At 74.3% G+C, this 20197-nt stretch carries 23 protein-coding genes; 13 read left to right on the top strand and 10 right to left on the bottom strand.

Going from position 1 to position 20197, the window contains the following annotated elements; translation table 11 throughout:
* Nucleotides 1-32: 32 nt before the first annotated feature.
* Nucleotides 33-764: a leucine-rich repeat domain-containing protein gene (locus ABTX81_RS00875; protein ID WP_350540756.1), complete on the bottom strand. Its 732-nt coding sequence runs from the start codon at nucleotides 762-764 to the stop codon at nucleotides 33-35.
* A gap of 71 nt (nucleotides 765-835) precedes the next feature.
* A complete protein-coding gene (locus ABTX81_RS00870) occupies nucleotides 836-1756 on the bottom strand; it encodes an SMP-30/gluconolactonase/LRE family protein (protein WP_350540755.1) in 921 nt (306 codons plus the stop codon).
* 91 nt (nucleotides 1757-1847) lie between these two features.
* On the opposite strand from ABTX81_RS00870, the gene ABTX81_RS00865 reads away from it, so the two are divergent.
* On the top strand, nucleotides 1848-2306 hold the full coding sequence (locus ABTX81_RS00865) for an Lrp/AsnC family transcriptional regulator (RefSeq protein ID WP_350540983.1): 459 nt from the start codon (nucleotides 1848-1850) through the stop codon (nucleotides 2304-2306).
* A gap of 67 nt (nucleotides 2307-2373) precedes the next feature.
* Here the strand turns inward: ABTX81_RS00865 and lpdA are convergent, their stop codons facing one another.
* Together lpdA and ABTX81_RS00855 are read right to left on the bottom strand one after the other, a co-directional pair.
* Nucleotides 2374-3786 carry a dihydrolipoyl dehydrogenase gene (gene lpdA, locus ABTX81_RS00860; protein ID WP_350540754.1) on the bottom strand — a complete coding sequence of 471 codons (1413 nt, stop codon included), beginning with the start codon at nucleotides 3784-3786 and terminating at the stop codon, nucleotides 2374-2376.
* A 165-nt stretch (nucleotides 3787-3951) separates the two neighbouring features.
* Nucleotides 3952-5442 carry a M28 family metallopeptidase gene (locus tag ABTX81_RS00855; RefSeq protein WP_502892688.1) on the bottom strand — a complete coding sequence of 497 codons (1491 nt, stop codon included), beginning with the start codon at nucleotides 5440-5442 and terminating at the stop codon, nucleotides 3952-3954.
* A 230-nt stretch (nucleotides 5443-5672) separates the two neighbouring features.
* On the opposite strand from ABTX81_RS00855, the gene ABTX81_RS00850 reads away from it, so the two are divergent.
* The 3 genes from ABTX81_RS00850 (at nucleotide 5673) to ABTX81_RS00840 (ending at nucleotide 7891) form a co-directional block, all read left to right on the top strand.
* Nucleotides 5673-5852, top strand: coding sequence for an antitoxin (locus ABTX81_RS00850; protein ID WP_350540753.1), 180 nt, complete (start codon nucleotides 5673-5675; stop codon nucleotides 5850-5852).
* Between the two features lie 259 nt (nucleotides 5853-6111).
* The gene (locus ABTX81_RS00845) at nucleotides 6112-6597 is read left to right on the top strand and encodes a cation:proton antiporter regulatory subunit (RefSeq protein ID WP_350540752.1); all 486 of its coding nucleotides are present in this window, start codon (nucleotides 6112-6114) and stop codon (nucleotides 6595-6597) included.
* A 7-nt stretch (nucleotides 6598-6604) separates the two neighbouring features.
* The gene (locus tag ABTX81_RS00840) at nucleotides 6605-7891 is read left to right on the top strand and encodes a cation:proton antiporter (RefSeq protein ID WP_350540751.1); all 1287 of its coding nucleotides are present in this window, start codon (nucleotides 6605-6607) and stop codon (nucleotides 7889-7891) included.
* Between the two features lie 55 nt (nucleotides 7892-7946).
* On the opposite strand, the gene ABTX81_RS00835 is transcribed toward ABTX81_RS00840, so the two are convergent.
* Nucleotides 7947-8138 carry a hypothetical protein gene (locus ABTX81_RS00835; protein ID WP_350540750.1) on the bottom strand — a complete coding sequence of 64 codons (192 nt, stop codon included), beginning with the start codon at nucleotides 8136-8138 and terminating at the stop codon, nucleotides 7947-7949.
* Between the two features lie 73 nt (nucleotides 8139-8211).
* Between ABTX81_RS00835 and ABTX81_RS00830 the strand changes: the two genes are divergently transcribed.
* Entirely contained in the window at nucleotides 8212-8835 is a 624-nt protein-coding gene (locus ABTX81_RS00830; protein ID WP_350540749.1) for a TetR/AcrR family transcriptional regulator, read from the top strand.
* A gap of 50 nt (nucleotides 8836-8885) precedes the next feature.
* A complete protein-coding gene (locus ABTX81_RS00825) occupies nucleotides 8886-10238 on the top strand; it encodes an MFS transporter (protein ID WP_350540748.1) in 1353 nt (450 codons plus the stop codon).
* Nucleotides 10239-10311: 73 nt separating this feature from the next.
* Here the strand turns inward: ABTX81_RS00825 and ABTX81_RS00820 are convergent, their stop codons facing one another.
* The 4 genes from ABTX81_RS00820 to ABTX81_RS00805 all read right to left on the bottom strand — a co-directional run bounded on the left by ABTX81_RS00820 (nucleotide 10312) and on the right by ABTX81_RS00805 (nucleotide 13212).
* Nucleotides 10312-10641, bottom strand: coding sequence for a hypothetical protein (locus ABTX81_RS00820; RefSeq protein ID WP_350540747.1), 330 nt, complete (start codon nucleotides 10639-10641; stop codon nucleotides 10312-10314).
* Nucleotides 10642-10759: 118 nt separating this feature from the next.
* On the bottom strand, nucleotides 10760-11587 hold the full coding sequence (locus tag ABTX81_RS00815; protein WP_350540746.1) for a hypothetical protein: 828 nt from the start codon (nucleotides 11585-11587) through the stop codon (nucleotides 10760-10762).
* Nucleotides 11588-11607: 20 nt separating this feature from the next.
* Entirely contained in the window at nucleotides 11608-11808 is a 201-nt protein-coding gene (locus tag ABTX81_RS00810) for a hypothetical protein (RefSeq protein WP_350540745.1), read from the bottom strand.
* 39 nt (nucleotides 11809-11847) lie between these two features.
* Nucleotides 11848-13212, bottom strand: coding sequence for an MATE family efflux transporter (locus ABTX81_RS00805; protein ID WP_350540744.1), 1365 nt, complete (start codon nucleotides 13210-13212; stop codon nucleotides 11848-11850).
* Between the two features lie 191 nt (nucleotides 13213-13403).
* Here ABTX81_RS00805 and ABTX81_RS00800 point away from each other — a divergent pair, with 191 nt between their 5' ends.
* From ABTX81_RS00800 to ABTX81_RS00770, 7 genes are all read left to right on the top strand, one after another.
* Nucleotides 13404-13946 carry a PadR family transcriptional regulator gene (locus ABTX81_RS00800; RefSeq protein WP_350540743.1) on the top strand — a complete coding sequence of 181 codons (543 nt, stop codon included), beginning with the start codon at nucleotides 13404-13406 and terminating at the stop codon, nucleotides 13944-13946.
* Nucleotides 13947-14198: 252 nt separating this feature from the next.
* Nucleotides 14199-15056, top strand: coding sequence for a class I SAM-dependent methyltransferase (locus tag ABTX81_RS00795; RefSeq protein WP_502892687.1), 858 nt, complete (start codon nucleotides 14199-14201; stop codon nucleotides 15054-15056).
* A 116-nt stretch (nucleotides 15057-15172) separates the two neighbouring features.
* Nucleotides 15173-15805, top strand: a complete 633-nt coding sequence (locus tag ABTX81_RS00790) for a phosphatase PAP2 family protein (protein WP_350540741.1) — start codon at nucleotides 15173-15175, stop codon at nucleotides 15803-15805.
* Nucleotides 15806-15911: 106 nt separating this feature from the next.
* Nucleotides 15912-16892, top strand: coding sequence for an acyltransferase domain-containing protein (locus tag ABTX81_RS00785; protein ID WP_350540740.1), 981 nt, complete (start codon nucleotides 15912-15914; stop codon nucleotides 16890-16892).
* 206 nt (nucleotides 16893-17098) lie between these two features.
* Nucleotides 17099-17989, top strand: a complete 891-nt coding sequence (locus tag ABTX81_RS00780) for an isocitrate lyase/PEP mutase family protein (protein WP_350540739.1) — start codon at nucleotides 17099-17101, stop codon at nucleotides 17987-17989.
* Nucleotides 17986-18282, top strand: coding sequence for a hypothetical protein (locus ABTX81_RS00775; RefSeq protein ID WP_350540738.1), 297 nt, complete (start codon nucleotides 17986-17988; stop codon nucleotides 18280-18282). The genes ABTX81_RS00780 and ABTX81_RS00775 overlap by 4 nt, the downstream gene beginning before the upstream one ends.
* The gene (locus tag ABTX81_RS00770) at nucleotides 18279-19379 is read left to right on the top strand and encodes a bile acid:sodium symporter family protein (RefSeq protein ID WP_350540737.1); all 1101 of its coding nucleotides are present in this window, start codon (nucleotides 18279-18281) and stop codon (nucleotides 19377-19379) included. Before ABTX81_RS00775 ends, ABTX81_RS00770 begins: the two co-directional genes overlap by 4 nt.
* Here ABTX81_RS00770 and ABTX81_RS00765 read toward each other — a convergent pair.
* Nucleotides 19348-20049 (bottom strand): ribonuclease FAU-1 family protein, encoded by a 702-nt coding sequence (locus tag ABTX81_RS00765; RefSeq protein ID WP_350540736.1) that lies wholly within the window; start codon nucleotides 20047-20049, stop codon nucleotides 19348-19350. The genes ABTX81_RS00770 and ABTX81_RS00765 overlap by 32 nt on opposite strands.
* Nucleotides 20050-20197: the final 148 nt, after the last annotated feature.

Here is a 20197-nt window from a genome sequence, read left to right as displayed (position 1 = left end):
GGTTTTCGGTGCGGGGCCGCCCGGCGCCGTCCTCAGTGCAGGACGTGGCAGCCGCGCGCCGCCAGCGCCACCAGCAGCGCGCGGTCCGGGTCGACCGCGTTCCACCGCAGGTCCAGTTTCTCCAGCGCGGGCAGCGCGGCCGGGTCCGCCAGCCAGTCCGGCAGGCCGGTGATCCGGTTGCCGCGCAGGTCGAGCCGGCGCAGCAGCGGCAGCCCGGCCAGCACCGGCGGCACCCCGGGGAGCGCGTTCTCGCGCAGGTCCAGTTCCCGCAGCTCGCCGAGCCCGGCGAAGGAGTCCGGCAGGGCGGTCAGCGCGTTGCCGCGCAGCCAGAGTTCGCGCAGCGCGCGCAGGCCGCCGAGCGATCCGGGCAGTGCGGCGAGCCGGTTGTGCTGGGCGCGGAGTTCCACCAGGCCGGCCATCGCGCCGAGGGCGTCGGGCAGTTCGGTGAGCCGGTTCTCGCCGATGTTGAGGTAGCGCAGTCCGGTGAGCCGGCCGAGCGCCGCCGGGAGCTCGGTGAGCGCGTTGTCGTGCAGGTAGAGGAAGTCGGTGAGGCCGGCGAGGTCGCCGATCTCCGGCGGCACCTCGGCGATCCGGTTGTGGCCGAGGTCGAGGGTGCGCACCCGGTGCAGCCGGCCGATGGCGGGCGGGACTTCGGTGATGCCGGTCTCCGCGAGGATGAGCACCGTCAGGTCGGTGCGGTCCCAGACCTCGCCGGGCACGGTTCCGAGGTGCCGGCGCCAGAGGTTGAGGATGGTGTCGTTCACCCGGTCATCCTGCCGCACCGCGGCCGGGGCGGCGATGAGACCAAGCCCCCGCAGATCGTGCCGGTCGAGCGTCACGGGTGGCGGCGGACGCGGTGGGTGCCGCTCATGGAGGTCACCAGCGAGTAGAGGGAGGTGGTGGCGGTGATGAAGAGGCGGTTGTTCTTGGGGCCGCCGAAGGTGAGGTTGGAGACGGGTTCGGGGACGAGCAGTCGGCCGATGAGGGTGCCGTCCTCGGCGTAGCAGTGGACGCCGTCGCCGAAGGCCGCCGCCCAGAGCCGGCCGTCGCGGTCGAAGCGGATGTTGTCGAAGCGGTTGCCGCGGCCCTCGATGTGGACCCGGTCGTTGCCGAGGGTGCCGTCGTCCAGGATGTCGAGGACGCGGATGTGGGCGGCGCGGCTGTCGGAGACGTAGAGGCGCCGCTCGTCGTGGGAGAGGACCAGGCCGTTGGGGCCGCGGAAACCGTCGGCGGCCAGCTGGACCTCGCCGCTGTGCGGGTCGATCCGGTAGACGTTGCAGGCGCCGATCTCGCTCTCGGCGCGGTGGCCCTCGTAGTCACTGGTGATGCCGAAGTCGGGGTCGGAGAACCAGATCGCGCCGTCGGAGCGGACCACGGCGTCGTTGGGCGAGTTGAGGCGCTTGCCCCGGTAGTGGCCGGCGAGGACGGTGAGGGTGCCGTCGTGCTCGGTGCGGGTGACGCGGCGGTTGCCCTGCTCACAGGTGATCAGACGGCCCTCGCGGTCGAGGGTGTTGCCGTTGGTGTGCCCCGCAGCCGGGCGGAAGACGCCGACCGCGCCGGTGGCCTCGTCCCAGCGCAGCATCCGGTCGTTGGGGATGTCGCTCCAGATCAGCTGCCGCCACGCGGGCAGGTAGAGCGGGCCCTCGGCCCAGCGGCAGTCGCCGTGGAGCTGTTCCAGCCGGCTGTCCCCGTAGGTGCAGGGCCGGAAGCGGTCATCCAGAATCTCGTACAGTCCGAACTCGATCTCACCAGACATCATCCATGTCCCATCACATGTCGCCGAACCTCGTTCCGATGATCGCGAGTATGGCAGAACGGAGTAGGGTTCCACCATGGCGATCGAGAATCTGGACGACACCGACCGGGCGCTGCTGGCACTGCTTCAGCAGGACGCGGGGCAGGCGTACGCGGCGCTCGGGCGCGCCGTCGGACTCTCCACCGCGGCCGCCCACGAGCGGGTGCGCAAGTTGCGCGAGCGCGGGATCGTCCGCCGCACCACGGTGGAGGTGGACCCGCGAGGTCTCGGGCTCGGCGTCCTGGCGTTCGTGATGGTCGAGTCGTCCGCGTGGATGGGCGACTCGGCGCAGGCGTTCGCCGCGATCCCGGAGATCGAGGAGGCGCACATCATCGCGGGCGCCGCGTCGGTGCTGGTCAAGGTGCGCACCGCGACCACCGAGCAGCTGCAGGACGTGCTGCGGCGCCTCTACGCGATCGAGGGCGTCAGCGGGACGCGGGCGACCGTCGTGCTGGAGTCCTTCTTCGAGCGGCCGCCCTCCCCCGCGCCCGCCGCGCCCCTCAAGCCCTGAGCGACGGGAAGGGCCCGCCCGGCGGGGTGGTCCCCCGCCGGGCGGGCCCGGCACCGGAAAGGTGCGATCACATGTTGATCATGTGGCCGGCCAGTCCGTGGACGGCCTCCTTGACCGCCTCGCCCAGGGTCGGGTGGGCGTGCACATTGCGGGCGACCTCGTGCACGGTGAGGTCCCACTGCTGGGCCAGCGTCAGCTCCGGCAGCAGCTCGGTGACCTCGGGGCCGATCAGGTGGGCGCCGAGCAGCTCGCCGTGGGTGTTGTCGCAGATGACCTTGACGAAGCCGGTCGGGTGGCCGAGGCCGTGCGCCTTGCCGTTGGCCGTGAACGGGAACTTGGCGACCTTGACGTCGTACCCCAGGTCGCGGGCCTGCGCCTCGGTGTAACCGAAGCTCGCGATCTGCGGCTGGCAGTAGGTGGCGCGCGGGATCATCGCGAAGTCCACCTCCACGGTCTCCGCGTCGCCGATGGTCTCGGCGGCGATCACGGCCATCGCCTCGGCGGCGTGCGCCAGCATCAGCTTGGCGGTGACGTCGCCGATGGCGAAGATGTGCGGGACGTTGGTCCGGCCGCGGCCGTCGACCGCGATCGCGCCGCGCTCGGTCAGCTTCACCCCGGTGGTCTCCAGGCCGTAGCCGTGCACCCGGGGGGCGAAGCCGATCGCCTGGAGCACCTTGTCGGCCTCCAGCACCTGCTGCTGGCCGTCCTTGGCGGTGACGGTGACCTTGACCTTGGCGGCCGGGTCCTTGTCGTCGATCGAGTCGACCCGGGTCGAGGTGAGCACCTGGATGCCGAGCTTGCGGTACTGCTTGGCCAGCTCGGCGGAGACCTCGGCGTCCTCCAGCGGCACCATCCGGTCGAGGAACTCGACGATGGTGACCTGCACGCCGTAGTTGTGCAGCACGTAGGCGAACTCGACGCCGATCGCGCCGGCGCCGGCGATGATGACGCTGCCCGGCAGCTCCTCGGTGAGGATCTGCTCCTCGTAGGTGACCACCCGGTCGCTCAGGCTGGTGCCGGGCAGCAGCCGGGTGGTGGCACCGGCGGCGATGATGCAGTGGTCGAAGGTGACGACCTCGAAGCCACCGCCGTTGAGCGCGACCTGCAGGGTGTGGTCGTCGACGAAGGTGCCCCGGCCGTCGTACTCGGTGATGCCGTTCTTCTTCATCAGGTAGTGGACGCCCTTGACCCGGCCGTCGGCGACCGTGCGGCTGCGCTTGAACGCCTCGCTGTAGTCGAAGGTGACCTGGCCCTCGACCTTGATGCCGAAGGTCTTGGCCTCCTTGGTGACGATGTGCGCGAGCTCGGCGTTGCGCAGCAGGGCCTTGGAGGGGATGCAGCCGACGTTCAGGCAGACCCCGCCCCAGTACTTCGACTCGACGACGGCGACCTTCAGGCCGAGCTGGGCGGAGCGGACGGCCGCGGTGTACCCGCCGGGGCCGGCGCCGAGGACGACGACGTCGTAGTGCGTGCTGCTCATGGTGCTGACTCCTCCGAGGGTGTCACGGTGTCGTGATCTCGGTGCCATGGTGTCAGGCCACCGCCCGGCGCACCCATCGGACCCCCGCCGTCTGCCGCCCGACCGGGTCCCCGGCCCGGCACGCCCCGTCCGCCGTGCGGGGCAGGGGTGCCGGGCCGGAGCGCGTCAGGCCTCGACCTCGTGCGCGTGGCCCTCCTGGAGGCCGCCGCCCTCGGTGCGCTGCGGCGGGACGGGGGCGCTCAGCGAGGAGAGGTCCCAGGCGTAGGTGCCCACCGAGTCCGCGATGACGTCGATGTTGACGTCGAAGGCCTTCATGTCCAGGTTGCGGAGGTCGTCGCAGGCCTTGTGGTAGCAGGGGTCGAAGGCCTGGCCGGCGGTCCCGCCGTACCTGGCGGCCTGGGCGGCGGTCTTGATCACCTCGGCGCCGGTGTCGGTGCCGCCGGCCGGGATGCCGGCGTCGATGAACGGGCCGTAGTCGGAGCGGCCGGTGAAGTCGGTGCCCTCGTGCGGCAGGCCGCGGCGGTCGAGGTAGTCGGTGATGTGCCGCTCCAGCTGCGCGGAGCCGTCCGGACCGGGGCCGGAACCGACGTGGTCGGAGTCGTCGCCGTCGTAGACGAACTGCGCGGAGTTGGGCGAGGCGATCATGTCGAAGTTCAGGTAGAGCTTGATCTTCTTCCTGTCGGCCTCGGAGAGCGACTTCACGTACGCCGCGGAGCCGCGCAGCCCGAACTCCTCGGCGGACCACCAGGCGAACCGGACCTTGTTCTTCACCGGGCGGTTGCCGAGGTTCTTGGCGACCTCCAGGATCCCGGCCGAGCCGGAGCCGTTGTCGTTGATGCCGGGCCCGGCCAGCACCGAGTCGAGGTGCGAGCCGATCACGACGGTGTTGTCCGGGTCGCCGCCGCGGGTCTCGGCGATGACGTTCCAGGTGGTGCGCTTCTCCATGTGGGTGCGGATGTCCAGGGCGACGGTGACCGGGCCGGCCGCCGCCTTGGCGGCGAGCGCCTGTCCGGCGGCCTGGGAGATGCCGCCGACCGGGATCCGCCCGAGATCGGGCTCGCCGAGGGTGCCGTTGAGGTCCCCCTCGACGTTGTTGTAGACCACCGCGCCGAGGGCGCCCGCGTCCGCCGCCGCGGCCTGCTTGACCGCGAAGCTGCAGCCGCCGCGCCGGATCAGCGCGATCCGGCCGGTGACCGCGCCGCCGGCGTAGTCGGCGGCCTCGCAGCCGGTGGTGGCGTCGACCGGGACGACCGCGAGCGCGGCGGTCAGGCCGTTCTCCGGGCCGCCGACCGAGTAGGTCATCGCCTTGATCGCGATGTCCTCGGCCTGCGGGGAGACCACCGAGAACCGCTCGGAGAGCTCCTGGAAGAACGTGTACTCGAACTCCTGCTTGGACACCTTGAGCCCGGCCCGGCGGGCCTGCTCGTAGACGTAGCGGGCGGACTGGTCGTGGCCGGCCGAGCCGGCCACCCGGTTGCCGCCGTTGCGGCGGGCGATCCGCTGCAGCGCCTCCAGGGTGTCGTGGGCGCCGTCCGCGCTGCTCTCCTGGGCCAAACGGGTGGCCAGCTTCGCCCCCTTCCGGCCCGGATCCGGATCGGCGGCGGCGCTGCCGGTGCCGACCAGCAGCAGCGGGGTCACCAGCGCCGCCACGGCCAGTGCGGCGCCCGCCGTCCGGCGGGTGGGGGCGGTACGGGCGCGGGGGTCGGCGGCCGGGCGACCGGTCCGAGCGTTCAAGGCTTGTTCCTTCCGACGGTCCGTGGGACTCCCGATTTGACATGTTCCGCGATGTCTTGCCAAGCCCGGCGCACAAGCTGACCGGATGCGGACACCCCGGTGTGCGGCGATGCTGGGAGAGGTGGGGCCGTCTCATCCGGGAGTGTGACCACATGTCCATGTTGGAGAAGCTCAAGAGCATGCTCAAGGGCCATGAGAACCAGGCCGAGAAGGGCGTCGACAAGGCCGGCGACATGGTCGACGAACGTACCCAGGGCAAGTACAGCGGCCACGTCGACACCGGCCAGGAAAAGCTCAAGGACCAGCTGCGCGACGACCAGCCGCCGCAGTAGCCCCTGCCGTGGACCCGCGGTAGCCCCGTCCGCTCACCCGGGCCGTCTCTCAGTCTCCGGCCCGCCGCCCCGGTTCGTGTGCGCGCTTCCCAGCACGCACACGGACCGGGGCTCTGTTTTCAGACTTTACATACTCATTACTATTAGTCCGGTTGCGCGTTCGCGTGTCACACGCGGTCAGGCGCCGGCGTCCCCTGCTCCGACGCGCCCGCGCCGCGCGCAGCCTCCTAGGAGCCCCCTTGACGAGAGGACAGCCGCCGTGTCGATCGCCCGTGTCCGGACCACTCCGCTTCCTGGTGTCGGCGTCCAGTACGACCTCACCACCCGAGAACAGCGGCACCTGTCCGTGATCGCCCACCGGGACGGCTCACGCAGTCTCAACGTCTACCGCTCGGACGACCCCGACGCCTGCTCCCAGGCCTTCCGGCTGACCGCCGAGGAGTCCGCCGCCCTGGTCGACGCCCTGACCCCGGCTCACCACAACCCGGCCATGCTGCACACCACCGACCTCGGCCTGGTCGCCGAGCGGCTCCCGGTCGACGGCGCCTCCTACTGGAACGGGCGGCTGCTGGGCGAGACCCGGATGCGCACCGAGACCGGCGCCTCGATCGTCGCCGTGCTGCGGCGCACCGGCGCCGTCCCCTCCCCCACGCCGGACTTCCGGCTGGCGGGCGGCGACACGCTGATCGTGATCGGCACCCGCGAGGGTGTGGACGCGGCGGCGACGATCCTGGAGCGGGGGTGATCGGGGGGTGCACACCGCGACTGTCTTCATCGAGCTCGGCTCGGTCATCCTCGTCCTCGGTCTGCTCGGCCGGATCGCCGGCCGCTACGGCTTCTCGCCGATCCCGCTCTACCTCCTCGGCGGACTCGCCTTCGGCACCGGCGGGCTGCTGCCACTGAGCGCCAGCGAGGAGTTCGTGGCGACCGGCGCCGAGATCGGCGTCGTCCTGCTGCTGCTGATGCTGGGTCTGGAGTACACCGCCGCCGACCTCGTCACCAACCTCAAGGCCCAGTACCCGGCCGGCGCGGTCGACTTCCTGCTCAACGCGATACCCGGCGCCGTCGCCGCGCTGCTGCTCGGCTGGGGCCCGGTGGCCGCCGTGGTGCTCGCCGGCGTCACCTGGATCTCCTCCTCGGGCGTCATCGCCAAGGTGCTCGGGGACCTGGGCCGTCTCGGCAACCGGGAAACCCCGGTGATCCTCAGCATCCTGGTGCTGGAGGACCTCGCGATGGCGGTCTACCTGCCGATCCTGACGGCACTGCTGGCCGGGGCCGGCCTGGTCGCGGGTTCGGTCACGCTGGCCATCGCCCTCGCCACCGCGGGCGCGGTGCTGTTCGTCGCGCTCCGCTACGGCCGGCTGATCTCGCGGTTCGTCTCCCACGACGACCCCGAGAAGCTGCTGCTGGTGGTGCTCGGGCTGACCCTGCTGGTGGCGGGCATCGCGCAGCAGCTCCAGGTGTCGGCGGCGGTCGGCGCGTTCCTGGTGGGCATCGCGCTCTCCGGCGAGGCCGCCGAGGGCGCGCACACCCTGCTGAGCCCGCTGCGGGACCTCTTCGCGGCGGTGTTCTTCGTCTTCTTCGGCCTCAGCACCGATCCGACCAGCATCCCGCCGGTGCTTCTCCCGGCCCTGCTCCTGGCCGTGGTCACCGCGTTCACCAAGATCGCGACCGGCTACTGGGCGGCCCGCCGCGCCGGGATCGCCGCCCGCGGGCGGTGGCGGGCCGGCGGGGCCCTGGTGTCGCGCGGCGAGTTCTCCATCGTCATCGCCGGCCTCGCCGTCACCGCCGGGATCGAGCCCGGCCTCGGCCCGCTGGCCACCGCGTACGTGCTGATCCTGGTGGTCACCGGCCCGCTCGCGGCCCGCTACACCCAGCCCGCGGTGGAACGCCTGGGCGGCGTGCTGGCCCGGCGCCGCCGCTCCTGGACGCCCGAGGCGCGGATCCCCGCGCAGGGCACGGCGGCGGACGGCGTGGAGCCGGTGGAGGATCCGCTGGACGAGCAGTCCGGTCAGCCGCTCGACGGTCTGTCGCGCTGACCCGATCCTGGACGGCGCACCCGCGCGCCGGTTCGACACCCTGCCCCGGGGCGGGTCACCGCTGGTGGTCCGCCCAGGGGCTCTTTCCGTTCCCGGCGCCCTCGCGCCCCGGTTCCGCGGCCCCGGCCGCCGGCCCGCCGCTGCCGCAGTGCTCGCAGGGCCCGGGGCCGGACCGCTCGTTTCGCAGCCGCCCGCACTCGTCGCACACCCGGTCCAGCCAGCAGGCCGGTTCGCCGCCCTCGTCCATGCCGCGATTGTGCCCCCCGCCCGGCCCCGGCGCGAGTAGACAGTGTCTACTCGATCTTGATAGACACTCCTCCATGACCGAACAGGACAACGCCACCGGCCTGCGCGCCCGCCTGGTCGCGGCCGGCGTGGAACTGCTCGCCCTGGAGGGCCTGCACGCGCTCACCCTGCGCGAGATCGCCCGCCAGGCCGGCGTCTCGCACGGCGCCCCGCGCCGCCACTTCGCCACCCACGCCGAGCTGCTCGCGGCCATCGCCCGGCACGGCTTCGGTGAGCTGGCCACCGCACTGGGGCTCCAGGACGGCGCCGGCCACGCCGCGACCGCCGGCCACGATGCCGCCGAGGCCCGTGCCCGGCTCGAACGGCTCGCCCACGGCTACCTGGCCTTCGCGGCCGAACAGCCGGGCATGTTCGAGCTGATGTTCCGTCATGACGTGCTGGCGGGCAGCGGCGCCGGGCTGCGCCGCACCTCGATGCCCCTGTTCGAGGTCCTCACCCGCCTGGTCGCCGTGATCCATCCGCCCACCGGCGAGGACTGCGCTTCCCCGGCGACGGTCGCGGCGGCGCTCTGGGCCAATCTGCACGGCCTCGCCCAGCTCCGGGCCTGGGGCAGCCTCGGCCTCGCCACCGGAAGCGACGCCCTCGACCCCGTGCTGCGCGCCACCCTCGACGCCCACCTCGGCCCGGCGGCCCGGTGAACGCCCCGGGAACGGTGAGCACGGCGGGAACGGTGAACGCCTCGGGAACGGTGAGCACGAGGGGAACGCGGCGGCTGACCCTCACCGGAAGCATCCTCGGCGCCGCGATCGTCGCCCTCGACGGGACGGTCCTCACCGTCGCCCAGCCGAGCCTCCAACGCGACCTGCACGCCTCCCTGTCCGCCGTGCAGTGGACCAGTACCGCCTACCTGGTCACCGTGGCCGCCCTGCTCGTCCTCGCCGGCCGGCTCGGTGACCGCTACGGCCACCGCCGGGTCTTCGCGATCGGGGTGCTCGGCTTCGGCGCCGCCTCGGCCGGCATCGGCATCGCCCCCGGCATCGGCTGGGTGATCGGCCTGCGGGTGCTCCAGGGCGCCGCCGGCGCGCTGCTCCAGCCCGCCACCCTCGGACTGCTGCGCGCCGTCCACCCGGCCGACCTGCTCGGCCGGGCGATCGCGCTGCGCACCAGCGCGATCGGGCTGTCGGCCGCCGCCGGACCGGTGGTCGGCGGCGCCCTGACCACGCAGTGGGGCTGGCGGTCGGTCTTCTTCCTGACCGTCGCACCGGCCGCGGTCGCCGGGGTGGCCGCGCTGATGGTCCGACCGCCCGTGGCCGCCGTCACCGACCGCGCCGGCGGGCTGGACCTGGCGGGCGCGGCACTGCTCGGCGCTGCGCTGGCCTGCCTGGTGTCCGCCCTGGCCGGTCTGCCGGACCGGGGCCCGACACCGGCCGGCGGGCTCGGGCTCGCGGCCTCGGCCGCGCTCGGCGCGGTCTTCGTCCGCCATCAGCGGCGCACCCGGTCTCCGCTGCTGCCGCCGGCCGTTCTCCGGGCCCCGGCGGTGGCCCCCGCGCTGGGCGTGCTGTTCGCCGCATCGGCGGCGCTCTCCGGCACGCTCTTCCTCGCCACCTACTTCCTGCAGGACGTGCTCGCCCTGGATCCGCTCGCCAGTGCCCTGCAAGCACTGCCGCTGGCGGTGGCGATGGTGGCCGCCGCGCCCGCCTCGGCGGCCCTGGCCCGCCGTCACGGGCCGCGTCGCACGGTCGTCGCGGGGATGTGCGCGATCACGCTGGGCGCCCTCGCGGTCGCCACCCTCCGGCCGGGCACCCCTCCGCCGGTGACCGGGGTGGCCTTCCTGCTGCTGGGCGCCGGCTTCGGAGCGGTGATGGCGACGGCGACGGCCGCACTCGTCCGCGCCGTCCCGGTCCGTGCCTCGGGCGTGGCGGGCGGGCTGCAGCAGACGGCGATGAACATCGGGCCCGCCCTCGGCGTGGCCGTGGCCACCACCCTGACCGCCGGCCGCCCCCTGGCCGACGCCCTCGCGCCCGCGCTCGCCGTCCTGGCCGCCACCGCCGCCGCCGGCGCGCTGCTCGCCGTCCGCCTCCCGGGCGCGCGTACGGCGTGATCGCCGCCCAGAGGGCTCGGCCCGGACGCGCTTTCGCGGCCGGGCCGAGCGGACGGCGGTGTCCGGTCCCCCGCTACTGCGCGGCGGGGAGGCTCACCGGCGCGCCGGCGCCCGCGCCGACGGGCGACCACTGCGCGTCCGTGCCGAAGGCGGCCCAGTTGGGGTCCATACCGTCGGCGGGCCACGTCGCCCCGGTACCGGCGGCGGACCAGTCGGCGTCCGCGCCCTCGGCGGGCCACGTCGTATCCGTGCCCAGGGCGGACCAGCCGGCGTCCGTTCCCTCGGCGGGCCATGTCGCGTCAGCGCCGACGGCGGGCCAGGTGGTGCCGGTGTCGGCGGCGGCGACGCCGGTCAGGCACAGGACGGTGGCGGCGGCAGCGGCCGCGCAGAGCAGTCGTCTCATCAGAAACCTCCTCGGTGGGGTGGGAACTGCGCCAAACAGTTCCCCTACGATCCGTCCGGGTAACCGGCCAATCGCATGACCGCGTCGCACCAGGAGCCCCGTGCGGCCGGGACGCGGATCAACGGCGGGCGAAGAAGGTGGCGGTGTCGCGGTTGCCGAGCCAGCGGAGGGTGAGCGGACAGTGGGACGCGGGGTACCAGTGGGCGGCGAGTTCGGCGAAGAAGGCCCGGTCGGCGCACATGCCACCGGAGCGGTCACCGAGGTAGAGGAGGCCGGGGCCGCGGTAGGCGCGCAGGGCGTCGGCGGCCATCGGATCGCGGTGCGGGGGCCAGAGCAGGGCGAGCACCCGGTCGGGGTGGGCGGCGGCGTCCTCGGCGGCCCGTCCCGGGCGGACCTCGGCGTACTGGAAGCGGTCGGTGAATCCGTTGCGCCCGGCGCGGGCCTCGGCGTCCGTGGCCAGGACGTCGACGCCCCGGGCGCGCAGCAGCCGGGCCCAGTAGCCGCTGCCCGCACCGGCCTCCAGCAGGCCGCGGCCGTCGAGGCAGTCGGCGATCCAGTCCACGGCGGTGCGCGAGGCCAGCGCCCAGCTGTAGATCCGGGAGAGCTCCTGCCGCCGGGGCAGCGGCGGGCCGAACCCGGCGGGGAGGTGGTCGAACACGTCGATCACCGGGCGCGCGCGGTCGCCGTGGCGCAGCGCCGGGTACCAGAGCAGCGGCACCATCTGCGGGTTGTGCGCGGCGAACTCGACGTCCCGCTCGGGCAGCAGGTCACCGAGTTGGCGGAACGGCCGGCCCCACCCGGGCAGGTGCAGCTCGGGCCGGCCGTCCCAGAGGCGGATCAGCCGCTCGGCCGTTCCGGCGACCAGCAGGGCGGTGGGGTCGCCGGGTGCGGCGGCACCGCCCGAGGGGTCGCCGGGACGTTCGGGCAGCACCGTCGGTTCGGTCATGCGCGCTGTCCGGTGGCCCGTCAGAGGGCCATGTGGTCCTGGACCGCGAGCCCGTCCGGCCCGTCGGCGGGCCCGGCGAGTATGCCCAGGTGCGCCTCCACGACGATGCCGGGAGCGCCGGCGGGCTCCTGGACCGCGCTCACGCCGCCCGCCACCGCGGCGGCGGCGAGCGCCGCGGTGGCGGCACCGATCAGGGCGGTGTGACGACGGCTCGGCTCCATGGGTCCACCTTCGGCTTCGGGAGATCGATCGTGTGCAGCTTAAGCAGGTGCCTTTCGTTCGCTCAAGCGGTTTTCTGACGCCGGATCAGGGCCGTCGCCGGTGGTCCCGTCCGCCCCGGCGGCCGGTCGGGGGCGGCGCAGCAGGTGGCGGAGCAGGGCGAGTTGCACGAGCGCTCCGATCGTCATACCGGCCCAGAGGCCGTGAACGCCGAGCGGTCCGGACAGGACGGCGCCGCAGGCGAGCTGGGCGGTGAGACCGAGCAGCACGGCGAGCACCAGCGGGCGGCCGGCACCGGCCGCCTGGTGGACGCCGCCGAGGGCGACCACCAGCGCGTAGGGCAGCAGGTAGAGGCCGGCCATCCGCAGGAAGCCGACCGCCTGCCCGGCCACCGCCGGGTCGTCGGTGAACAGCCCCGCGACCGGGACCGCGGCCGCCGCGCAGAGGACGGCGGCGCCGGCGCCGAGGGAGCCGGCCAGCCTGGCGGTGTCACGGCCGAGCGAGCGCACGGCCGGGGCGGAGCCGGCCCCGGTCAGGCGGGCGGCTTCGATGGCGGCGGCCTGCCGGAGGGCGTAGAAGGCCATGGTGACGATCAGCAGGACCCGGTAGCCGACCCCGTACCCGGCCACGGCGGCCACGCCGAAGGAGGAGACCAGCGCGAGCTGCGCCGTTCCGACGCCCATCCGCGCGGTGAAGTCCAGGCCGAACGGCGCGCCGGCGGCGGTGATCGCGCGGGCCTCGGCCGGCAGTCCGCCGGCCGGTGCGGGCAGCCGGTGGCGGCGCCGGAGCAGCAGGGTGACCGCGAGGGCGACGGCCCGGGAGGCGGTCAGCGCGAGCGCGGCGCCGGTCACGCCGAGCGCGGGGAACGGGCCGGGCCCGAGGATCAGCAGCGGGTCCAGGACGAGCAGCAGGGCGTTGGAGAGCAGCGCCGTCCGCATCGGCGTCCGGGTGTCGCCGACGCCCTTGAACAGCTCGTCGGCGACGCGCTGGCCGAAGAACAGCGCGAAGGCCGGGAAGGCCACCGTGAACCAGTCGGCGGCGAGGGCGGCGGCCTCGCCGTCCAGGAAGGCTCCGGCGAGCCGTTCGCGCAGCAGGAAGCCGGGGACGGCGAGCAGCAGGCTGCCCACGGCGCAGAGCCGCCAGGCGGCGCCGGCGACCCGCCCGGCCGCGGCCGGGTCGCCGGCGCCGTGGGCCCGCGCGAGTCGCACCGTCGTCCCCGAGGCGACCACCAGGACCAGGCCGAGCAGCAGGTTCTCCACGGTGCCGGCCAGGGTGACGGCGGCGACGGCGGGCCCGCCGAGCCCGGCCACCCAATAGGTGCCGATGACCGAGGCCACCACCCCGGACAGCAGTTCGCCGTAGACCGGTCCCGCCAGTGCGACGAGCCGCGGCAGGTGCCCCCGCATGCGTCCTCCCCCATGTCCCCGCGGTTCCCGCGGTCCGTCGGCGCGCCCTTCCGGCGCTACGCCTCGAATAGAGATACATCGAATCGATGCACATCGACAAGAGGTAGCATGACACCGCACGAGGGCGCGCGGCCATCGCGGCGCGCACGCCGGTTCGGACGGAACGCCACGACGACGGAAAGGCCTCGACCGTGCTGACGCTCGCGATCCTCGGATTCCTGTACGACGAACCGCTGCACGGCTATCAGCTGAAGGCCCGGATCACCGGACTGACCGGCCATGCCCGGCCGGTCAGCGACGGCGCGCTCTACCCCGCCATCACCCGCCTGGAGAAGGCCGGGCTGCTGCGCAGGCGCAGCGAGCGGGGCAACGGCGCCGTCCCCCGGCAGGTGCTGGAGCTGACCGCCGAGGGCCGGGGCGAACTGGAACGCCGGCTGGCCGATCCGGAGCAGGTCGAGATCTCCGACCAGATCCGCTTCTTCACCGTCGCGGCCTTCCTGGACCGGCTGGACGACCCGGCCCGGCAGGCCGCCGTGCTGCGGCGGCGGCTCGCCTTCCTGGAGGCGCCGAGCAGCTTCTTCTACGACGCCGGCGGCCGGCCGGTCACCGCCGAGCGGGAGCCCAACCCGTTCCGGCGCGGCATGCTGCTGGTCGCCCGCGCCTCCGGGGCGGCCGAGCGGGCGTGGCTGGCGGAGACGATCGCCGAACTGGAGCGCGCGGAGCCGAACGCCTGAACAGCGGTGGACGCTCCGTTCCCAAGCGGTCCCGGCGGGGTGCGGCGTGACTATGATGAGCGCCCCGCACCACGGCCGATCCGTCCGGTACCACGGCACCGCCGCGCGTGACCAGGGCACGGGCCCGCCCCGCGCCCGCTCCGTCCCGTCCCGAGGGAGACCGCCGTGTCCAGTGCCGAGACCGCCGCCTCCGGCCGGCCCGCCGCCGACCCGCCCGCCGCTCCGTCCACCGCTCCGTCCACCGCCCCGGGCATGCCCCGTCCGGCCGCGCACCCGGAGTCCATTCCCGGCTGGTTCTTCCGGCTCGACCAGGAGGCCTTCCGGCACCTGCTCACCGCCCAGAGCGCGGCCGGGCTCACCGGCGACATCCTCGAACTCGGCAGCTACCTGGGGCGCAGCGCCGTCCTGCTCGGCGACCACCTGCGGCCGGGCGAGCGGCTGACGGTCTGTGACCTGTTCGACTCCGAGGCGGACGACGCCGACAACGACGCCGAGATGGCGATGTCCTACCGGTCCTCGCTGACCAGGCGCGGGTTCGAGGCCAACTACCTGGCGTTCCACCCGGAGCTGCCGACGATCGTGCAGGCGCCGACCTCGGTGCTGGCGGACGGCCGCATCCCGGACGGCAGCTGCCGCTTCGTCCATGTCGACGCCTCCCACCTCTACGAGCACGTGACCGGGGACATCGAGGTGGCGCGCAGGGCCCTGGCCGAGAACGGGCTGGTGGCGCTGGACGACTACCGCTCGGAGCACACGCCGGGCGTGTCAGCCGCGGTCTGGCAGGCGGTGTTCACCGCCGGGCTGCGGCCGGTGCTGCTGACGCCGATGAAGTTCTACGGGACCTGGGGCGATCCGGAGCCGGTCCGCGAGACCCTGCTGGCCCGGGACTGGCGGGCCGAGGGGTTCACCGTCGACGAGGACACCATCGCGGAGCGGCGGGTGCTGCGGCTGAACAACGCCGCCGCAGGGCCGGCGGCGGCGCGCTCGGGCCCGCGCCGGCTGCTGCTGGACCTGCTGCCGCCGGCGGCCACCCGCACGGTGCGGCGCGGCCTGCGGGCGCTCCGGGACCGGCGCGGGGCGCGTCCGGGCGGGACCGCCGGACCGCGCTGAGCCGGCGCTTCCCGCGGCGGCGACGGCCGATCGGGGCGGACGGCCGGGGCCGGTAGTCTGTCGGTCGTGCACCGACCGACCGCCGCCCCCGGGCGCCGTCCCGCCCGCGTCCCGCGGTGAGCGCCTTCCTCCCGCCCGAGCCCCCGGCGTTCGCCGCCGCCTCGCCGCGCGAGCGGGCGGCGCGGGTCGTCACCGAGGTACTGGCGCCCGTCCCGCTGGTGATCGCCCTGCTGCTGGTCGTCGGCGCGCACGCCGCGGACGGCTGGACCGGGGTCGGCTGGGGACTGCTGGCGGCGGCGTTCTGCGGGGTGGTGCCGCTCGGCGTCGTCGCGCTCGGTGTGCGGCGCGGCGCGCTGACCGACAAGCACATCCGGGTGCGCCGCCAGCGGGTGGTCCCGATGGGGGTCAGCCTGTTCTCGGTGGTCGTCGGCATGGCACTGCTGTCCCTGCTGCACGCCCCGGCGGAGCTGGGCGCGGTGGTGGTGGCGATGCTGGTCGGGCTGGTCTCGGCGCTGGCCGTGACGGTGTGGTGGCAGATCTCGCTGCACAACGCGGTGGCCGGGGGAACGGCGATGGTCCTGCTGCTGGTCTTCGGTCCGGCGTCGGCGGCGCTGGTGGTCGCGGCGGCGGCGCTGCCCGTGGCGGCGGGCTGGTCGCGACTGGTGCTCCGGGCGCACACGCCGGCCCAGGTGGTGGCCGGGACGGCGCTCGGCGGCGTGTGCGCACTGGTGTTCACGCTGCTGCGCTGATCCCGCTGTGCGGACGCTCCCCGACGCTCGGGCGGGCCGCCGGTAGGGTCGGCCGGTCCGCCCGTCGACCCGGCGGGCGCGCCGATCCCGCACCGTGGAGAGCGCCGTGGAACCGCGACCGCCGCATCTGCCCGACGACCCGCACCTTCCGGCCGACGGCCCGTACCCGCCCGACGGCCCGTACCTGCCCGAGGACCCGTACCTGCCGGCCGACGAGGAGCTGGCCGAGGCGCTGCTGGCGCTCGCGGTGCCGTTCGAGGAGGTGAACGGCCTCCTGGCGGCCCGCGCCGGGCTGGCCCGGGACGCGGGGCTGCGGGCGCTCTTCGAGGAGGCGCTGCACACCCAGGCGCGGGCCGTCGGGACGCTCGGGGAGCCGTCCGGGCTCGACCGCGACTGGCCGGCCGGCGTCGCGGACGGCGCGGGGCTGGCGACGCTGCTCTTCGTCGCGCTGGCCCCGTGCACCCGGGCCCACCACCGCGCGCTGGGCGTCCCGCCGGAGGTGACCCGGTCGACACTGGCCGACCTCGGCCGGCAGCTCGTGGTGAGCCGGTGGCGCGGCCACGCCGGGCTGGGCAATCCGCGCTGGCTGACGCTGCACTTCCGGGGCGAGCTGTTCCAGTTGGGCCGGCTGCAGTTCCAGCGCCGGCGGCCGGCCGGGGCGGACGCCGCGGCGGCGGCGGTCGGCGGCGAGTGGAGCCTCCAGGTGCACATCCCCGACCACTGCGGGCCGCTCTCCCCCGAGGCGTGCGAGCGGGCACTGGACCGGGCCAGGGCGTTCTTCCCCCGGCACTTCCCCGGCGAGCCGTACCGGAGCGCCCACGTCTTCTCCTGGCTGCTCGACCCGCAACTCGCCGCCTACCTGCCGGAGGGCTCGAACATCATCCGCTTCCAGCGGCGGTTCGCCCCGCTGGTGCGGCCGGACCAGCCGCCGGTGCCCGAGGACCCCAATCCGCTGCGGTACGTCTTCGGCGACGTCGAACGGCCGCTGGAGTCGCTGCCCCGGGACACCGCCGTCCAGCGCGCCCTGGTCGACCACCTGCGGGCGGGCGGCCACTGGTACGTGTGCGGCGGCCGGCTCGCGCTCTGACACCACCATGGGCGGCATTCCCGTGAATTCATCGGACTTATCTGATGGATATGACCGCGTTAACTCCAAGGAGGGAAGTTCCTTTAAAGATTTGCCCACGGAACATTAAAGAGCGCATAGTGATGGCGTCTCAGTTGGCCCTTGGAATGGCCAATTTATGGCAAAGGACCGTGCACGTCCCGCACGGGCCCCTGGCAGACGAGGAGATGGCGTTGCGTCACGGGAACCTGCACGACCACTACGGGCAGCGGCTGCGCGAGCGGATCGCCGCCCCGGGGGCGACCCCGCTCATCGGTGTCTACGACATGTACTCCGCCTCCATCGCGGCCGCGCACTACGACGGCATGTTCGTCTCCGGCTTCGGCTTCGCGGCCTCCTACTACGGCCTGCCCGACATCGGCTTCATCGCCTGGCCGGACATGGTCGCCTTCGTCGAGCGGCTGCGCGGCGCCTTCCCCGGGCACCACCTGCTGGTCGACATCGACGACGGCTACGTCGATCCCGAGGTGGCGTGCCACGTGGTGCGGCGGCTGGAGCGGATCGGCGCCTCGGGCGTCATCCTCGAGGACCAGAAGCGGCCGCGCCGCTGCGGCCACGCCGACGGCAAGCAGATCCTGCCCCTGGACGAGTACCTGGAGAAGCTGGACCAGGTGCTCGCCGCGCGCACCGACCTCGTGGTGGTGGCCCGTACGGACGCCACCGAGGAGGCCGACATCCTGCGCCGGGCCGAGGCCCTCGCCGCCACCGACGCGGACGTGGTGCTGGTCGACGGGGTCCGCAGCGAGGAGTGGATCCGCCGGATCCGCCGGGTGGTGGGCGACAAGCCGCTGCTGTTCAACCAGATCGCCGGCGGCAAGTCGCCCCGGCTCTCGCTCTCCGAGCTGGGCGCGCTCGGGGTCGACGTCGCCATCTACAGCACGCCCTGCCTGTTCGCCGCCCACCAGGCGATGGACGAGGCGCTCGCCGGGCTCAAGGTGGCGGACGGACGGCTGCCGGCCTCCGCCGGGGAGCGGCAGCAGATCGGCGTGCGCGAGTCCACCGAGCTGCTGGAACGCAACATCCCGCGACCGCAGGCCCGCGAGGAGGTGAGCGTGTGACGGTCCGGACGGCGCGATCCCCCCGCCGGACCGCGGCGGCCGGACTGGCCGGGGCCTGGGCCGTGCTCGGCTGCGCCGTCGCACCGGAGGCGGCCGCCGCCGAGCGCAGCCTCATCACGGTGATCGACAACTCCCGGGCGGACTCGATCGTCGAGATCGACCGCACGGCCGACCTGCAGATCGGGCGCGGCTCGGCCGGCAGCGATCACGACGGCGCCACCGTCCTGGCGACCGGCGGCCTGCTGGGCACGGCCACCGCGCACCTGGAAGCGGAGGAGGGAGGCGAGGAATGACCACGACCCCACAGCACCGGGCACCGCCCGCGGCGCAGGCGCGGGGCCGTCCGCCGGGCGGCGGCGAGCGGCGGCCGTGGTGGCGCGCGCTCGACCCGTATGTGGCGGCGCTGGCCGGGGCGGTGGCGCTGGCGGCGCTGCTGCCCGCCACCGGGCGGGCGGCGCGCGGGGCGGAGGTGGCCTGCGACCTGGCGGTGGGGCTGCTGTTCTTCCTGTACGGCGCCCGGCTCTCCACCCGTGAGACGCTCGCCGGGCTGCGCCATCTGCGGTTGCACGGGCTGGTGCTGGCCTCCACCTTCGTCCTGTTCCCGGTACTCGGGTCGGCCGTGGCGGTGCTCGCGTCCGGCCCGCTCCCCGAGCAGTTGCGGACGGGCGTCCTGTTCCTCTGCCTGGTGCCGTCCACGGTGCAGTCCTCGGTGGCGCTCACCGGCGCCGCGCGGGGGAACGTCCCGGCCGCGATCTGCGCCGGCACCTACTCCAGCCTGGTGGGGCTGGTGCTGACGCCGCTGCTCGCGGCCTGGCTGCTGGGGGCCCGCGCGGTGTTGTCGGCCGACGGGCTGTTGCGGATCTTCGCCCAGCTGCTCGCGCCGTTCGTGCTCGGGCAGCTGCTGCGGCCGTGGATCGGCGGCTTCCTGGGCCGGCACCGCCGGGTGCTCGCCCCGGTCGACCGGGGCTCGATCCTGCTGGTCGTCTACACCGCTTTCAGCGGCGCGGTGGCGCAGGGCGTCTGGTCCACCGTCACGCCGGCCGCACTGCTCGGGCTGGGGATCGCCCTGCCGGCCCTGCTCGCGTCCACCCTGCTCACCGTCCGGCTCGGCGCACGCCTGCTGGGCCTCGACCGGGCCTCGGGGATCGCGGCGGTGCTCTGCGGCTCGCAGAAGAGCCTGGCCGCCGGTCTGCCGATGGCCACCGTCCTCTTCGGAGCGCAGGCCGGACTGCTGGTGCTGCCGCTGATGCTGTACCACCAGCTCCAGCTGGTGGCGGGCGCCCTGCTCGCCGCCCGCTGGTCCCGGGCGGCGGCCGGCGAGGAGTCGCCTCCTCCGGCCCGCGCCTCCCCCGGGGCCCTCACCTACCGGCCACCCCCACCGGCACCGTGAGCACGTCCGGGGGCAGGACGGGCAGCGGGAAGACGGGCGGCGCCGCCCAGGCGTCGATCCCGGACGCGAAGGGGCCCGCGCGGTCCTCCAGCAGCGCGAGCGCCCGTTCGCGGGCGCGCTCGACGAGTCGGTGGAGGGTGTCGTCGACCAGCCCGAGGCGTCGTGCCTGATCGTATTCGTCCTCGTCCTTCCAGCGGTGGGCGGACAGGTCGGGGTCGACGACCAGGTCGACGAAGAGGTCGAAGGTGTCGATGCCGATCGCCGTCCGGCGGTACGGGCGCTCGAAGTTGACGTACCAGCGCAGCGGTCGCCCGTCGGGGTCGAGAAAGCGATGCACGCTGAAGTACTCGTCCGAGGTGAAGTCGCTGAGCACCACGGTGTCGCGCCAGGTCCAGGGGGCCAGCTCCCAGCGGCCGGCGACGAGGTTCTCGATGCCCCGTCGGCGGGCCGTCGGGTCGCCGGTGCGCAGCGAGGTGATCCAGGTGGTCGGGGCCAGCTTCTCGATGCCGGGGCGGGCGGCGAGGGTGAGGGTGGCGCCGGTGTCGGCGAGGACGTACAGCGGTGTGGCCGACCAGATCCTCCCGCGCGCGATGTCCCGCAGGACGGCGGTGGTGCCCGGGGCGAACCGGGAGACAGGGGCCGATGCAGGGTCCGGGGAGGTGTTCGTCATGGCGGGAGTCTGGCAGTGTGCCTCCGCCCGGGCCCCGGGGTCGGGGGTGTATTCGTCGATCGGGGGATGGGAGGGCGGAGAGGTTGACGCTTCCGGGGCGTTTGCGGGAACGGCCCCGGAATGGCGGGGGACCTCGTACCGCGGTGGG

The organism is Kitasatospora sp. NPDC097605, from assembly GCF_040302725.1.
In the GTDB taxonomy this organism is placed as follows: domain Bacteria; phylum Actinomycetota; class Actinomycetes; order Streptomycetales; family Streptomycetaceae; genus Kitasatospora.
Note: the sequence above shows the minus strand (reverse complement) of the source record. Positions and strands in the feature narration are given on the sequence as shown.

Bases quoted from the DNA above. Each gene is read 5' to 3' on its own strand.
- ABTX81_RS00870 (WP_350540755.1), bottom strand. From the start codon at position 1,756: ATGTCTGGTGAGATCGAGTTCGGACTGTACGAGATTCTGGATGACCGC.
- lpdA (WP_350540754.1), bottom strand. From the start codon at position 3,786: ATGAGCAGCACGCACTACGACGTCGTCGTCCTCGGCGCCGGCCCCGGC.
- ABTX81_RS00850 (WP_350540753.1), top strand. From the start codon at position 5,673: ATGTCCATGTTGGAGAAGCTCAAGAGCATGCTCAAGGGCCATGAGAAC.
- ABTX81_RS00835 (WP_350540750.1), bottom strand. From the start codon at position 8,138: ATGGACGAGGGCGGCGAACCGGCCTGCTGGCTGGACCGGGTGTGCGAC.
- ABTX81_RS00830 (WP_350540749.1), top strand. From the start codon at position 8,212: ATGACCGAACAGGACAACGCCACCGGCCTGCGCGCCCGCCTGGTCGCG.
- ABTX81_RS00820 (WP_350540747.1), bottom strand. From the start codon at position 10,641: ATGAGACGACTGCTCTGCGCGGCCGCTGCCGCCGCCACCGTCCTGTGC.
- ABTX81_RS00815 (WP_350540746.1), bottom strand. From the start codon at position 11,587: ATGACCGAACCGACGGTGCTGCCCGAACGTCCCGGCGACCCCTCGGGC.
- ABTX81_RS00810 (WP_350540745.1), bottom strand. From the start codon at position 11,808: ATGGAGCCGAGCCGTCGTCACACCGCCCTGATCGGTGCCGCCACCGCG.
- ABTX81_RS00805 (WP_350540744.1), bottom strand. From the start codon at position 13,212: ATGCGGGGGCACCTGCCGCGGCTCGTCGCACTGGCGGGACCGGTCTAC.
- ABTX81_RS00795 (WP_502892687.1), top strand. From the start codon at position 14,199: ATGCCCCGTCCGGCCGCGCACCCGGAGTCCATTCCCGGCTGGTTCTTC.
- ABTX81_RS00780 (WP_350540739.1), top strand. From the start codon at position 17,099: ATGGCGTTGCGTCACGGGAACCTGCACGACCACTACGGGCAGCGGCTG.
- ABTX81_RS00770 (WP_350540737.1), top strand. From the start codon at position 18,279: ATGACCACGACCCCACAGCACCGGGCACCGCCCGCGGCGCAGGCGCGG.
- ABTX81_RS00765 (WP_350540736.1), bottom strand. From the start codon at position 20,049: ATGACGAACACCTCCCCGGACCCTGCATCGGCCCCTGTCTCCCGGTTC.